12 protein-coding genes are annotated in these 15,231 nt (G+C 61.0%); 9 read left to right on the plus strand and 3 right to left on the minus strand.

Annotation, left to right across the window (positions count from 1 at the left end):
* Position 1: 1 nt before the first annotated feature.
* The 9 genes from FBY01_RS23620 to FBY01_RS23660 all read left to right on the plus strand — a co-directional run bounded on the left by FBY01_RS23620 (position 2) and on the right by FBY01_RS23660 (position 12,846).
* Positions 2–1,060 carry a beta-ketoacyl synthase gene (locus tag FBY01_RS23620; RefSeq protein WP_145309829.1) on the plus strand — a complete coding sequence of 353 codons (1,059 nt, stop codon included), beginning with the start codon at positions 2–4 and terminating at the stop codon, positions 1,058–1,060.
* On the plus strand, positions 1,057–2,352 hold the full coding sequence (locus tag FBY01_RS23625) for a beta-ketoacyl synthase (protein WP_145309827.1): 1,296 nt from the start codon (positions 1,057–1,059) through the stop codon (positions 2,350–2,352). The genes FBY01_RS23620 and FBY01_RS23625 overlap by 4 nt, the downstream gene beginning before the upstream one ends.
* A complete protein-coding gene (locus FBY01_RS23630; RefSeq protein ID WP_145309825.1) occupies positions 2,349–3,566 on the plus strand; it encodes a beta-ketoacyl synthase N-terminal-like domain-containing protein in 1,218 nt (405 codons plus the stop codon). The genes FBY01_RS23625 and FBY01_RS23630 overlap by 4 nt, the downstream gene beginning before the upstream one ends.
* Before the next feature lie 45 nt (positions 3,567–3,611).
* Complete coding sequence (locus tag FBY01_RS23635) at positions 3,612–6,482, plus strand: aminotransferase class III-fold pyridoxal phosphate-dependent enzyme (protein ID WP_145309823.1); 2,871 nt, start codon at positions 3,612–3,614, stop codon at positions 6,480–6,482.
* A gap of 9 nt (positions 6,483–6,491) precedes the next feature.
* Positions 6,492–7,229, plus strand: coding sequence for a 3-oxoacyl-ACP reductase family protein (locus FBY01_RS23640; protein ID WP_010463726.1), 738 nt, complete (start codon positions 6,492–6,494; stop codon positions 7,227–7,229).
* The gene (locus FBY01_RS23645) at positions 7,226–7,990 is read left to right on the plus strand and encodes an SDR family NAD(P)-dependent oxidoreductase (protein WP_010463725.1); all 765 of its coding nucleotides are present in this window, start codon (positions 7,226–7,228) and stop codon (positions 7,988–7,990) included. The genes FBY01_RS23640 and FBY01_RS23645 overlap by 4 nt, the downstream gene beginning before the upstream one ends.
* 2 nt (positions 7,991–7,992) lie before the next feature.
* A complete protein-coding gene (locus tag FBY01_RS23650) occupies positions 7,993–9,291 on the plus strand; it encodes a DUF1302 family protein (RefSeq protein ID WP_145309820.1) in 1,299 nt (432 codons plus the stop codon).
* Between the two features lie 69 nt (positions 9,292–9,360).
* Positions 9,361–10,197 (plus strand): outer membrane lipoprotein-sorting protein, encoded by an 837-nt coding sequence (locus FBY01_RS23655; protein ID WP_010463723.1) that lies wholly within the window; start codon positions 9,361–9,363, stop codon positions 10,195–10,197.
* 33 nt (positions 10,198–10,230) lie between these two features.
* Entirely contained in the window at positions 10,231–12,846 is a 2,616-nt protein-coding gene (locus tag FBY01_RS23660; protein ID WP_145309818.1) for an RND family transporter, read from the plus strand.
* Positions 12,847–12,910: 64 nt separating this feature from the next.
* On the opposite strand, the gene FBY01_RS23665 is transcribed toward FBY01_RS23660, so the two are convergent.
* From FBY01_RS23665 to FBY01_RS23675, 3 genes are all read right to left on the minus strand, one after another.
* The gene (locus FBY01_RS23665) at positions 12,911–13,321 is read right to left on the minus strand and encodes a MerR family transcriptional regulator (RefSeq protein ID WP_010463721.1); all 411 of its coding nucleotides are present in this window, start codon (positions 13,319–13,321) and stop codon (positions 12,911–12,913) included.
* Between the two features lie 200 nt (positions 13,322–13,521).
* The gene (locus FBY01_RS23670) at positions 13,522–14,097 is read right to left on the minus strand and encodes an NAD(P)H-dependent oxidoreductase (RefSeq protein ID WP_077747337.1); all 576 of its coding nucleotides are present in this window, start codon (positions 14,095–14,097) and stop codon (positions 13,522–13,524) included.
* Between the two features lie 55 nt (positions 14,098–14,152).
* Positions 14,153–15,043, minus strand: a complete 891-nt coding sequence (locus FBY01_RS23675; protein WP_010463719.1) for a LysR substrate-binding domain-containing protein — start codon at positions 15,041–15,043, stop codon at positions 14,153–14,155.
* Positions 15,044–15,231 lie beyond the last annotated feature (188 nt).

The following is a 15,231-nucleotide window of genomic DNA, read 5'->3' on the forward strand; positions in this document are numbered from 1 at the left end:
CATGAGCATTGCCGTTTTCATCCATTCTGCCGCCGTGCTGAACGCCGCCGGCAGCGAATGTGCCGACCTGCTCGGAACGCCACCTTCGCCGCAACCGCTGGCATTTGACGCGACGCGACGGGCATACCCGCTGCCGACACCGCGTCTGGCCAGCGATCTGTTCGACCGCAAAATCCAGCGTAGCGTCGAACCACAAGGCCTGCGGCTTTTGCATTGCACGGCGCGCCTGGCGCCCGCGCTGGCGGCCCTGCAACTGCCTCCGGCACGGATTGCCCTGACGGCGGCCATTCCAGAAGTCGACGCGCCAAGCCCTTGCTGGGACGCGGTGCAAGCGATCGGCGAGCAACCGCAAAAGCCACTGGCGCAACTGTTGGCCAATACACCGCCGCTGCATGCCCTGATGCTGCTCAACAGCAGCGTGATGGCCTACGTGGCCGAAGCGTTGCAATGCCACGGGCCGATGGGTGGGTTCTGTTCCCAGGAAAACGCCGGGCTCGATGCCTTGATCGAAGCCTGCCAGCAAATTGTCGAGCAACGTGCCGAAGCGGCGCTGGTGGTCAGCAGCAGTCCGAACCTGACGCCCGCCCTGTATCTGCGTGAACCCTATCAGGCAGACGAGCCGACTTATGGCGAAGGCGCCGCGGCACTGCTGCTCGGCTCGACGCCTTCGCGCACCAACCCGAAGGCCTTGCGCATTGCCGGGTTCGCTCGGGGTTACAGCGCTGATCCGCAACGGGGCGCAGCGGTTGCCCGGCGGGTGATCGACCAGGCACTGAGCCTGGAAAAACTGTGCCTCGGTGACGTCCAGCAAATCGTCGCCAATCCTGAGGATGCGCAACTGATGAGCCTGTTCGCCGACCGACCGCAGGACGTTCGCAGCACTCATGCCATGACCGGCGATCTTGGCGCCAGCGCCTTGCTGACCGAAATCGCGCTGGCCTTGCACCTTACCCACAACGCTTCGGCGACACCGGGCTATACGCTGTTGGTCAGCCATAGCCGCGCCGGTCATTGGGGCGCCTTGCTGCTGGCCAGTGAAACCATGGAGAAGCACACATGAGTGCGACACGGATTGTGATTACCGGCATGGGCGCCGTGACCGGGTTCGGTTTCGAATGGCAGACCCTCTGGGAAAAAATGCTTGGCGCCGAACATTGCGTGCGTCCATGGCAGCCCGACGGGGTGGAAGACGGCACGTTCCCGGTGCGCTACGCCGCGGCCGTGGATATGAGCCTGTTGCCTGAGGCCCTGCAGGACCACCCGGCCTGGACCGTTGCATTGGAAAAACGCAGCCGTTTTGGCTGGGTGGCCGCCACCCAAGCGGTGAAAGACAGCGGACTTGCTCTTGAAAAGCTACGTGAAGCCGCCGTGCTCTGCGCTTCGGGCGCGCCCCAACACATGCTGGCCGACATGCTGTTGACCCAGGCACCGGATGGCTGCACCCCGGGCTGGCAACACCTGATGCCCCGCGCCGGGCAGGTCAGTACCGAGGGCTCGCTGCGTCAGAGCAATGATCGACTGGCTCGGGTGATTGCCGACGGTTTGGGTTGCGAAGGCCCGGTGATCAATATCAGCAGCGCATGCGCCGGAGCCTCCCAGGCCATCGGCAATGCTTTTCAGATGATTCGTCGCGGTGAAGTGAACGTGGCGATTGCCGGCGGCGCCGATTCGGTGCTGAACCTCGACACCATGGCCGCGCTGTACCTGCTCGGCGCGGCATCGAGCGAACAGCGCTGGGGTGTCGATTTGTGCCGGCCATTCGACCGTGATCGCAGTGGCCTGATTGCCGGCGAGGGCGGTGGTTTCTTGGTACTGGAAAGCCTTGAGCATGCGTTGGCGCGAGGAGCGACGCCGTATGCCGAAGTGCTCGGTTTCGGCAGCAGCCTGGACGCCTACAAAGTCACCGCCCCGCAACCCGAAGGTCGGGGCGCGGCGCTGGCGATGCAAGCCGCGCTGGACGACGCCGGCCTGCGTGCGCAACAGATCGATCTGATCAACGCCCACGGCACCTCGACGCCGCTCAATGATGTCGCCGAAACCCTGGCGATCAAAAGTGTGTTCGCCGAGCACAAGCACTACCGGTCCCTGGCCATCAGCGCCAACAAGTCGCAGTTCGGGCATTTGATTGCCGCCGCCGGCGCACCCGAATGCATGGTCACCGCGCTGGCGTGCCTGAACGATCTGGTCACTCCGACAGTGAACCTGCATGAGGTCGATGAGCAATGCGACCTGGACTATTGCGCCGGACAAGCGGTCAGCCGCCGGGTGGATTTTGCCTTGAGCAACTCCTTCGGTTTTGGCGGCCTCAACACTTCGCTGGCCTTGGGCAAATATCGGGAGCACGGACAATGACGGGCGCTACTGTGCGCGTTGCCATCGCCGGCAGCGGTTGCGTATTACCCAGCGGCTGGGGCGTGCAACGCTTTTGGTCAGCGGCCAGTGAAGCCCGCAGCGGTATCGCTTTGCTGCAGTCGAAACTGTTCCACAGTGAGCGCGTGACGGCGTTCGGGCATGTCAGTGATGAAGACCATCAAACCAGTCGCCAGGACGTGGCCCAGAACCTCCAGCGTTACTGCCCGCCGGCCGTGATCTGGGGCGTCAGCGCGGTGCGTCAGGCGTTGGTCGAAGCCGGGCTTGAACCAGGCAATGACGGGCTGCGCTACGGCCTCTATTGCTGCCAGGGCGGTTATACCCATCCGTCGTTGGCGGCCTATGGCGAGTTGCTCCACGAGTGCCGCGATGAGTCCGGTGCCGACATGCGGCGCCTTGCTCAACGGGTGTTGCGGGAGCGCGCGCTCGACCCGTTCCTGGTGCTCAAGAGCCTGAGCAACGGCTTGCTCGGGGTTGTCAGTCTGGCGCTGAAACTGGAGTGCGAATGCAACGCCTACATGCAAGGCGTGGCCGGCAATCTGGCGGCGTTGCGCGAGGCATGCGCGGCGTTGCAAAGCGGTCGTATCGATGCGGCGATTGTGGTCGGTGCCGGCAGTGAACTCGATCCGTTGGCGCTGGCCGCACTGGCCGAGGCTGGCGTGATCAGCACCGACGGTTCGCAAACCTTGCGTGCATTCGATCGCCAAGGCTCGGGTGGGATTGCCGGTGAAGGCGCGGCGGCATTGATTTTGCGCCGGGCCGACGACCTACCGGATGGGCCGCAGACCTGCCTGTCGGGACTCACCGCCCATCCACGACTGGGGTCGTTGAACCTGCCGGACAAACAGGTCGATCTGCTGGTCAGCAGCGCCAGTGGCGATCCGCACAAGGACACCGACCTGGCACGGACGCTGGCCCGCGCCGGTGCCTCGCATATCACCAGTAGCGTGCCGGTGACCGGCATTCTCAGCGGCGCGCCGAGCCTGGTCGACCTGATCCTGGCCCGTCATGCACTGCAGGACCAGCGTGTGCCGCCGATCATCGGGTTGCAGCAACCGGTGGAACCGCAGCTGCCGTTTGTGCTCGGTGAGGGCCGGGACGCGGTGCTGCGCGACTGCCTGATCATCAACCGTGACGACAACGGTTTCAGCGCCTGTTACCAGCTCGACTATCAGGCGGCCGGTCAGCCGTTTTGAACGTAATGAATCGCTTCTATTTTCTGATCAAGGGATATGACTTTTATGGATTACCGCGATTACGTACGACCTAAATTCGTTGAATTGATGCAGGCCCTGGGCCTGGAATGCCAGTTCCACCGGGCGCTGGGCAGCAAGCTGTTTTACCTCGACAAACAAGGCGCAGAGGTGACCGTCACCGACTTTCTGGGCGGTTACGGTGCGGCGTTGTTTGGCCACAATGACCCGCAGTTCGTCGACCAACTCTGCGGCCTGTTGCGCGCCGATGTGCCGTTCAATGCGCAGATGTCCGTGCGTGGCGCCGCCGGTATGCTGGGGCGCGAACTCAGCGAGGCGTTCAATCGGGAGTTGAACAACAACGAGCGCTACATTTCGACCTTCTCCAACAGTGGCGCCGAATCGGTGGAAATCGCCGTCAAGCATGCCGAATACCGCCGTCAGAAAACCTTGCAGAAGCAGTTCGACGAACGGGATTTCGCCCTGGCCAACCTGACCGCCAGCGACAAGGCCTATGTCGAACTGGACGTTGATGACCTCGACCTGCCGGCCGGATTACTGCCGGAAAATCTGTCTTACGTGACCGTGCGCCAAGTGGTGGAAGCGGTGCGTCAACACAACCTCGCGCAGTTGCATGTCGAGCCGGTATTCGTCGCCCTTCGCGGCAGCTTTCACGGCAAACTGGTGAACACCGTCCAGCTGACGTACGGCAAACAGTACCGTCAGCCGTTCGCCCGTTTTGGTCTTAACGTCGAGTTCATCGATCCGCAGCAACCCCAGCAGCTCTTGGATTTGCCGGCCCGCCACACGCGGCATTGGCTTAGCCTTGAGTGGAGCGGCGAGACCTTGCAGGTACGTCGTGACGCTTTCAGCGCGATCACGGCGGTGTTGCTCGAACCGATCCAGGGCGAGGGCGGCATCAACGAGTTCGCCAACGAGTTCTACCTGGGCCTGCGTCGCCTGTGCAACGAGCAGCAATGCCCGCTGATCATCGACGAAGTGCAATCGGGTTTCGGCCGCACCGGCACTTTGCTCGGCGCCAGCCATTTCAACTTGCAGGGCGATTACTACTGCCTGTCCAAAGCGTTGGGCGGTGGCCTGATGAAAATTGCCGCGACGGTCATCCGTGCCAGCCACTACGAAAACGATTTCAGCTACATCCACAGCTCGACCTTCGCCGAAGACGATGCCTCGTGCCATATCGCCCTGTCGGCATTGCGCCGCTTGTTTGCCAACGACAGCGCGATGCTCAAGGAGGTGAACAGGAAAGGCGAATACCTCAAGTCGTCATTGCTCGAACTCAAAGCCGCGTACCCGGACGTGATTGCCGACGTGCGTGGTCGAGGGTTGCTGCTGGGGTTCGAACTGCACGACTTGACCGGCACCAGTTCGCTGGTGCAGGCGTCGGCGCAGTACAACGATGCGCTGGGTTACATCATTGCCGGCTACCTGCTGCAATTCGAATCGCTGCGGGTCGCGCCGTCGGGCAGCAACGCCAACGTGATTCGCCTGGAGCCGCCGGTGTGCATCACCTTCGAGGAAATCGACGGCTTGATCGGCTCGTTGCAAAAGGTCTGCGACATGCTGCGTCGACGCGATGCCTTCCCGCTGGCGGCCGGGGTGTGTGCCGACAGCATCCCCGAAGTACCGGCCCGCGAGGTGAGCTTCAAGGAACCTGAAAACCTCCCAAAGCCTGACGAGAACGTTCGCGTGGTGGCGCGCGTGGCGTTCATCAATCACCTGATCGATTCAGACATGCTCAGTGATGTTGACCCGTCGCTGTCGACCCTCAGCGCCGAACAGAAGCGCGAGTTCATCAAGCGTATGGCCCCGGAGCGGCGTGCTGCGCCAATCGGCCCGGTGCTGATTCGTTCGAAACTTGGCACCGCCGTGGAATTCACCCTGTACCCGTTGTGCATGGACTCCGATGCCATGGCTGCGTACATCGCCAGTGGCGACCTGGACACCATCCGCGACGAAGTCAGTAATCGCATCCGTGATGCCCGGGCGGATGGCTACAGCGTGGCCGGTCTGGGCATGTACACCTCGATCGTCACCAACAATTGTCAGGCGCTGAAAATCCCCGACATGGCGCTGACTTCCGGCAATGCGCTGACCATCGGCATGGGCCTGGAAGCGATCGAGCAAGGTTGCAAGCAGCAAGGCCTGGAACTGAGCCAACAGACGGCGGCGGTGGTCGGTGCGGCGGGCAACATTGCTTCGACTTACGCTTCGTTGCTGTCCACCAGTGTCGAACACCTGATCCTCATCGGCAGCGGTCGCGACGGCTCACTGCGGCGCCTGGAGAAGACCGCCCAGCTGATTTACGCCGAGGCCGCCCGCGCGATTCTCAAAGGTGTCGCCGAGCACGACCGCCTCGCCAGCCGCTTGCAGAAACTCGACGGCATCGACGCGTTGTTACAGGCCCACGGTGCTGGCGCGGACCTCGGTTTGCGAGTGCAGCGTCTGGTCGAAGAGCGCCTGGGTGCGAATGCGTTCATCACGGTCAGCAATGATCTTGAGGTGCTGAAACAGGCGCGCATCGTGCTCTGTGCGGCGAATGCCCCTCAACCGTTTCTCGGTGCCGATCACTTCGCCGAAAACAGCGTGATCTGCGACATCGCGGTGCCGCTGAACGTCGATCAGAACCTCTCCGGGCAACGGGCCGACGTGTTGTACATGCACGGCGGGATTGTCCAGACACCGTTGGGCGATGGCCTGATTCGTAACGTGCGCGCCTACCTCAAGGAAGGCCAGTTGTATGCCTGCATGGCGGAGTCGGTGTTGATGGGGTTGTCCGGGATGAAACAGCACTACTCCTACGGCGATATCAGCCGCGAGCAAGTGCAGCAGATTCGTGCCCTGGCCGCGACCCACGGCTTCAGCCTCGCGCAGTTCAAGACTGACAACTCACTCTAAGGAACGGTCATGCCGAATAAAGTAGCAGTGGTGACCGGTGGCAGTCGTGGTATCGGCCGGGCGATTGTCCTGGCCCTGGCCGGCGCGGGCTATCAGATTGCATTCAGTTATGTACGCGACGAAGTGGCCGCCATGTCCTTGCGCGACGAGGTTCAGGCACTGGGCCTCGAGTGCCTGGCGCTGCAATGCGATGTCAGCAGCGGCGACAGCATCAAAGGCTTTTTCGAACGGGTCGACGAGCATTTCCAGCGCGTCGATCTGCTGGTCAACAACGCTGGCATCACCCGTGACGGGTTGCTGGCGACGATGCCAAGCCGCGACATCGTCGAGGTGATCCAGACCAACCTGATCGGCACCTTGCTCTGCTGTCAGCAAGTGGTGCCGGGCATGATGCGCCAGCGCAGCGGTTGCATCGTCAACATCAGCTCGGTGGCAGCGCAGAAACCCGGCAAGGGGCAAAGCAACTATGCCGCGGCCAAGGGCGGTGTCGAAGCGCTGACCCGTGCCCTGGCAGTGGAACTGGCGCCGCGCAACATTCGGGTGAATGCGGTGGCGCCGGGCATCGTCAACACCGAAATGAGCACGGCGCTGATCGGCAGCCAGGAACAGGAAATCCAGTCACGGTTGCTGATCAAGCGTTACGCCGAACCTCATGAGATAGCCGAGGCGGTGCTGTACATCGCCGATCGCGGTTTGTACCTGACGGGTGAGGTCCTGCCGGTCAACGGCGGGTTGAAGATGCCATGAGCCGGACCATTCTGATTACTGGTGCCGCCAAAGGCATCGGCCGGGCGGTGGCAGAAAATTTTGCCGCCGATGCCGGGCACCGCTTGATCCTGCTGGATCTGGATTTACCGGAACTGCAACGCTGGGTCGACGAGCAACACGGACAGATCAAGGCCCGTGTCGAAACCCATTCGGCGAACATTGCCGACCTGGAGGGCATGGAAGCCTTCTTCAAAATGCTCGCCAAACAGGTGGACTACGTCGATGTGCTGGTCAACAGCGCCGGCATCTGCAACGAGAACGAACCGGAAGATTTGCACAACTGGCACAAGGTGATTTCGGTCAACCTCAACGGTACGTTCTACGTCACTTCTTTGTGCCTGCCGTTGATGCCGGACCGCGGGCGGATCATCAACATGTCGTCGATCCTCGGCCGCGCCGGCAAGGTCCGCAACACCGCGTACTGCGCTTCCAAACACGGCATCGTCGGCATGACCAAAGCCCTGGCGCTGGACCTGGCACCACGGTTGATCACCGTCAACGCGATTCTGCCCGCATGGATCGACACGCCCATGCTGCAAGGTGAACTGGCGGCGCAAGCGGCCATTGCCGGGCTGACCCAGGAACAGATCCTGCGCAACGCCAAGAAAAAACTGCCGATGCGCCGCTTCATTCAAAGCGAAGAAGTCGCGGCGATGGTGCGTTACCTGGCCAGCCCCGAAGCGGGCGGGGTGACCGCGCAGAGCCTGGTGATCGACGGTGGTGTCGGGTTGGGAATGTAACCATGCCGGGATCACACATTAACCGCGCCGCGTGGGCGTTATTAGCCTGCATGGTCGCGCCGCCGGCGCTGGCTGAATTGACGGTCGACGACCTCAAGCCGGATTACGCCGACGCCGAGGTCGGCGTCGCCACCGCGTTGCGCCTGCACGGTGACGACCAGATCACCCAGAAGGCCATGTATTTCAAGGCCAACCTGGAAGACAACTGGGACGGTGGTTACTACAAGGCCAAAGGCCGGGTGCGTTACGACGCCCGGTATGACGGCAACAATCCGTACAGCGAACGGGCGCGGGACAAATACCGCTTCGACGCCGACTGGCGGCATTTGTACTGGGGCCAGTCGGTGGGCGACGGCGAGGTGACTGTCGGCTGGCAGCAAGTGGTCTGGGGTCGTGCCGATGAGTTGCGGGTGCTCGACCAGATCAACCCGGTGGACTATCGCGATGGCCTGACTCCGCTGCTGGAAGACAGCCGGATCGCGGTGCCCATGGTGCGGTTTGCGCAACCGGTGGGCGAGTGGGAACTGGAGGCGCTGTGGGTCACCGACTTTGTGAAAAACCAGCCGCCGGTGGCAGGCAGCGAGTTCGACGCGCCGCTGTTTGCCGCGCCGGATCCTCAGTATTTCCTGCTCGATTCCAAGCCCGGCTACGACGGTGACAAGGGCTTTTCGTATGGCCTGAGCGCCAACGGCCGGATCGGTTCGGTGGACACCAGTTTCGTCGCACTGAACGCGCGCCAGCAGGACCCGGTGTACGCCGTCGAAGGCCTGGCCGATGACGGCCGCACGCGACTGGAACGCCAGTTTCCCCGTTACACCATGGGCGGCGCGGGGCTGGCGATCGACGCCGGTCACAGCATCGTGGTGCGCAGCGAAATTGCCTGGTTCGACAACTGGCGGGTGACCAATCCGACCCGCGCTTACGGCGCCGACAGCACCTCGATGGTCAAGTCGTTGCTGGGCGTCGACTACTTGCTGCGTGACTGGCTGATTTCCGTGCAGTGGCAGCAACAGCAATTGCTCGACTGGCAGGACGGCATGCTGCAAGACAAGCGCGAGCACCTGTTCACCTTATCCGCCGAGGGCACCCATTGGCAGGACCGACTCAAGAGCCGGCTGGTGGTCGCCGCCTCGCCACCGTTTAACGACGATGCGCTGTTGCAAGGCATCTTCACTTACAAACCGGTGGACTGGATCAAGCTCGGGCTGGAAGTGGATGTGTTCTTCGGCAAGCCCGACAAGCCCTTCGGCGAGTATGACAACCGCGATCAAGTGCGGTTGTCCGCCGGTTACCTGTTTTAACCCTATGACGCCTGCGTGCCCCTGGCGCATGGGCTCGACCATATTCATCTGACGAAAAGGGAAGTTCCCATGTTGCCGCTATTCAAAAGTCTGACCGCCGCCGCATTGATCCTGAGCGGCGCTTGCGCCACCGCCGCCGACGGCAAGAATGCCGATGAAATCATCCGCCAGGTGCGGGATCGAAACGACGGCAAAAGCTTCATGTCCCAAGTGTCGCTGATCCTCCACGACAAAAAGGGCAATACCCGGGTTCGCGAGTTCACTTACCTGCAAAAGGATTACCCGGACAGCGACAAATTCAGCATGTATTTCTCCGCCCCCACTGACGTGCGCGACGTGGCTTTTCATATCGAAAACCCCCACGAAACCCTGGGCCAGGAAGACAGCCAGTGGATGTACTTGCCGGTCAGCCGCCAGACGCGGCGGATCTCCACCACCGACAAGCGCGGCTCGTTCATGGGCAGCGAGTACTCCTACGCCGACCTGGACAAGATCCGGGTCAAGGATTACACCCAGACGCTGGTCGGCGAAGAACAGGTCAAGGGCCGCGACTGCTACGTGATCGAGCGTGAACCGGCGTCGCCCGAGGTGCTGGCCAAGACTGGCTACAACAAGCTGAAAGTGTGGATCGACAAGCAGAATTTCCTGGTCATGCGCCAGGACTTCTTCGACGTCAAAGGCGTGCTGGTCAAGCAGATGCGCACGCAAAAGGTCGACACCATCGACTCGATCGACAGCATCGTGTTGAGCGAAACCGAACACTTCATCGACGGCACGCGTTCGGAGATGCGCTTCAACCACCTGCAATACAACGTGCAACTGGAAGACCGTTTGTTCACCCAGACCGCCATCAAGCGCGGGCTGAAAACCGGCGACGTGCCGGACTTTGCCGTGTCTGCCCGCTAAGCACCGATCCCGACGACCCTGGAACGCATGATCATGGAAAGATACCTGAACTTCGTCGAGCGCTATGCGCGGGCGATCGTTTTCCTGCTGGTGGCGGTCACGGCGTATTTCACCTATACACTGGGCTCGCTGATCTCCGACACCAACCCTTACTTGCTCAAGGAAACCCATCCGGCGCGCAAGACCATCATCGACTTGCAAAGCGAATTCACCGGCACGTTTGACTCGGTGATGGTGGCAATCAACAACCCGCAGACGGTGTTCAACAAGCCGACCCTCAACGCCCTGTTTTCAATGTCGCAATCGTTGCGCAAGATGATCCTGGCCAACGACGCCGACAAGGAACAGTTGACGCAAATCGTTGCGAAGCACCCAGACGACAGTCGTGCACAACTTTTGACACGCGACATTCTGGAGAACGGTTTTTCCCAGAACGACTACGCCCAGGCCAAGGCCCTGCGTGATTACGCCCAGAGCCAGAACTGGGATGCCCATGATCAGCTGTTCCTGACTTTTCTCGCCGAGCGAATCAACCCGATCCGTGAAATGGCGTCGATGGGCGACCTGGAAAACATCGTGCTGACCGGCGATGGCGAGTTGCTGATCCACAAGACCCTCAACGCCTACGACATGGACCCGGCGCTGGTCGAGTCGCAGATCATGGGCAACGAGCTGATGGTCGACGGGGTCGTCTCCAAGGACAAGAAAATCGCGATGCTGGTGGCCGAGCTGGGCACCAAGCAAGACGACGCCCAGGCGCAACTGCGCGCCTACCAGATCGTGCGCGGCATTGTCGCGGACTATCAGGCAGCGCACCCGGAGTTCAAGGATGAGATCTTCATTGCCGGCATGCCGATCTTCATCGCGGCCCAGCAGGAGATCATCGACCACGACCTGGCGGTGCTGTTCCCGATTGTCTTTTTGTTGATCACCCTGCTGTTGATTTTCTTCTTCCGCAAACCGCTGGGCGTGCTGTTGCCGCTGTTCAATATTCTGTTCTGCACCATCTGGACACTGGGCCTGATGGCTTTGTTGCGGGTGCCGTTCGACTTGCTGACCAGTGTCCTGCCGGTGTTTCTGTTCACCATTTGCTGCTCGGATGCGATCCATGTGATGGCCGAGTATTACGAGCAGAAAAACGCCGGTAAAAGTAACCGTGAAGCCAATCGCGAGACGCAACGGCTGATGGTGGTGCCGGTGGTGTTGACGACGGTGACCACCATCGCCACCTTCATGATTTCCACGACCAACAACATCGTCAGCATCCGCAATTTCGGCGTATTCATGTCCATCGGCCTGACGGCGGCGCTGATTATTTCACTGTTGCTGATTCCGGCCTGGATTTCGATCTGGGGCAAGGACCAGACTCCGAAAACCCTCGCTGCCGTGCACAAGGAATCGATCATTTCGCGTTATCTGGTGGCGTTCTGCGCGCGGTTGATCCGATGGCGCAAACCGATCTTGATCGTGACGCTGCCCTTGCTGATCTTGATGACGGTGTTCACCTTTCGCGTCGATATCGAAGACTCGGGCATCGCCTACTTCAAGCCCGAGAGTCATATTCGCGTTTCGGACGAGTTCATCAACCAAGCCGGGGTCGCGGGCACGGCACCGGGCTGGATCGCCATCGACAGCAAAGAGCCGCGCGGCGTGCTGACCACTGAAGTGGTGCAGTTCATCGACAAGCTCGACCACTTCATCAAGCAGCAACCGCACGTCAGTTACGGCTATTCCCTGGCGACTTACGTCAAGCGCATGAACCTGGTGCTCAACGACATGAACCCCGACTACTTGCGCGTGCCCCAGGCGCTGGAGCAGGTGACGTCGGTCAATGATGAGGGGCAGGTCGAGCGGTTCGAGGTGCCGGGCAATTCACTGATCGAGCAACACGTAATGCTGTTCGAGAACGGCGGCGGCTCGGACCTCAATAACGTGCTCAACGCCGACTATTCCAAGGCGTTGACGCTGTACACCATGACGTCGTCGGTGGCCAGCGACTACCAGGCCATGCTGGATCAGCTCGATGCCTGGTTGCTGGTGAACAAACCGGCCAATCTCGAAGTGACGCACGCCGGCACGCCGTTGATCTGGACCGGCGTGTTGCAGGAAATCACCCAGGGCCAGGTCTTGAGTTTTTCCCTGGCGTTGCTGGTGGTCACGCTGATGATGATGTATTGGCTCAAGTCGGTACGGTTGGGCGTACTCGGCATGCTGACCCTGTTGACCACCTCGGTGACAGTCTATGGCTTCATGTTCCTGTTCGGCATCGAGCTGAACATCGGTACGACACTGGTGACCTTCCTGGTGGTGGGTGTGGTCGATTACGCGGTGCACCTGCTGTCACGGATCAAACTGTTGGTGCAGCAAGGCATTCATATCGACGCGGCCATTTTGCAGGCGATGCACAGCGTCGGCCGTTCGACCGTGGTCAACGTGGTGATTTTCTCCGTGGGATTCATGGCGCTGCTGTTTTCCGACTTCAAGCCGATTGTCGATTTGGGCGCACTGGTGGCGATGGCGCTGTTTTCCAGCGGTGTCATGACCATTCTGCTGGTGACGCTGGTGTCGCCGTGGTTCTTCGCCGCGATTGTTCCGGTAGCGCCGCTGCCGGAAAAAGATCGAGCCGCAGGGAAGCCCGCCTTGATCTGACCTGATGACCGGCAGCGCAGGCGCGCCAGTGACATGCGAGGGATCATCCTGCGCAGCAGGGTAGTCAGTTCAGCGTAGTGCCCGGGTTTTTTTCGCCATAGCGGGCGATACGCTCGAACTGACATTCATCTCGGGCATCGTTGAGGTTGTTTTCGAATTCTTCGAGGCCGTTGTGCAGTTGCTGTAGAGCGCCGATCTGGGAGACCAGCTCGGCCTTTTTTTCGGCGATCGCTTTTTGCGCCATGTCCCACGGGAATTCGTCACCGTGGTAGTTGTTCAACATCAACCGCAGCTCTTTGAGCTTGAAACCCAGTTGCTGGGCGCACTTGATGAACGTCAACACCTCGACACTCTGCTGGCTGTAGATACGGTATTTGCCTTCACGCTTGGGCTCGGGCAATAGGCCTATTTCTTCGTAATGGCGAATGCTTTTGACTGTGGTGCCCGACAGCTGGGCGGCTTTGCCGATATACATAAAGATCCGTCTCGATGATCAAACAGGGCGTAGCGCGACCAGACCTCATGCCTGATCGGAGCGAATAATATAGTGAATAACATTCAATGGTTGCAGCGGCGTGTAAATGACGCGCACAGCCGACGAACGACCGCTTGAGAGGGGGACGTGAGGACGGGCTGACGGCGAGGGTGCGCCGTCAGCAGGCAGCGGAGGGTGCGTCAGCTACCGGCGGTAACCCGGGCCTGTTCGAGCCAGGCGTCACGCTGGGTCGACTTCGAACCCAGGATCGGCCCGAAAGTCAGGGTCTTCAACGGCTTGATGCCGCAGAACTCCAGGGTCGTCTTGCGCATCTGGTGCAGACCGGGCATGTGATAGACCCATTTGTAATACCAGGGCGGCGTGTCCATGGTCACCAGCAGATGCGCGGTCCGGCCCTTGAGCAGTTTGTCGGGGAAGGCCTTGCCCTCACGGTATTTGAAAGCAAAACCGGGCAGGAAAATGCGGTCGAGAAAGCCCTTCATCAACGCCGGTATGCCGCCCCACCAGATCGGATAAACGAACGTCAGGTGTTCGGCCCAGGTGATATCGGCCTGGGCTTGCAACAGGTCCGGCTCCAGCGGCTGGATAGTGTTATAGCCGTGGTGCAAGACCGGATCAAAGTCCAGCGCATCCAGACGCAGCAGGCGCACGTCATGTCCGGCATCCTTGGCGGCCTGGACGTAAGTTTCGCTCAACGCCCCGCAGAAACTGTCGGTGGAGGGGTGGCCCAGAATCACGAGCATTCGTTTGCTCATCGCGTGTACTCCTGAAATGAAGCCCGCAGCATAGAGTCTGCCCCTTACGGTAGAGTCAAGGCGTTCCCGGCGTCAGTGCCTCCAGCAAGGCCCGGGCGTAACCGGGCAGGCTGTCGACATCACGGGCACAGATTTTCAAGGTGCGGTTGGCCCAGTCTTCGGGAAGAGCGCGGGTCGTGACCCCTTGTACCTGTGGCCAGCGCTCGATGGCCACCCGCGGCACGATGGCCAGTCCTGCGCCGCGCGCAACCATGCGAATGACCCCGTCGAAGCCGTCGGCACGAATGCGGATCGGCATGCGCTGGCCAATGTGCAGGGCCTGTTCTTCCACGTGGATGGCCAAGGCACTGCTGGCGCCCAGGGCCACATAGTCGTGGTTCAAGGTGTCGGCGAAGGTCAATGATGGCTGGTCGGCCAAGGGATGATCAGGAGGCAGAATCAACACCAGCGGGTCCTCGCGAAACGGCCGGGTGTGCAGGTCATCGGTGTCCACCGCGTCGGACACGATGCCGAGGTCTGCCGCCCCTTGGCGCAACGCATGGGTGATGCGGGCGCTGGGCAATTCTTGAAGGTCGATGTCGAGGTTCGGATGCTCGCGCAGAAAGTCGGCGAGCAACTCCGGCAGGTATTCGGTGATCGCGGTGGTGTTGCACAGCAATCGCACCTGACCTTTGACCCCCTTGGCGTATTCGGCCAGATCCTGTTGCAGGCGCTCGGCTTGTTGCAGCAGGGCACGGGCGTGTTTCGCCAGGGCTTTGCCGGCCGGGGTGGGTGTGACACCGCGCCGGCCACGCTCAAGGAAGTCGATGCCGAGGGAGGATTCCATGGCCCGGATTCGGGCGCTGGCCGCTGCCAGGGATAAGTGGCTGCGGGCGGCACCGGCGGTGATGTTGCCGGTGTCGAGGATGTTCAGGTAGAGGCGCAGGTCGGTCAGGTCGAAGTGCATGGCAGCAACCTCTAAATATGTGTTGCCTGGAGGGGCGCCTTCGCGAGCAGGCTCGCTCCCACATTGGAATGCGTTTTAACTGTGGGAGCGAGCCTGCTCGCGAAGGCGTCAGTCGTAACGACGCAGTTGTCAGCCTCTTGTCAAGCAAGAGGCAGCCTCAGTATATGGCAGATTTTCAACCCGCCAAT

The organism is Pseudomonas sp. SJZ077 (assembly GCF_007993905.1).
In the GTDB taxonomy this organism is placed as follows: domain Bacteria; phylum Pseudomonadota; class Gammaproteobacteria; order Pseudomonadales; family Pseudomonadaceae; genus Aquipseudomonas; species Aquipseudomonas mandelii.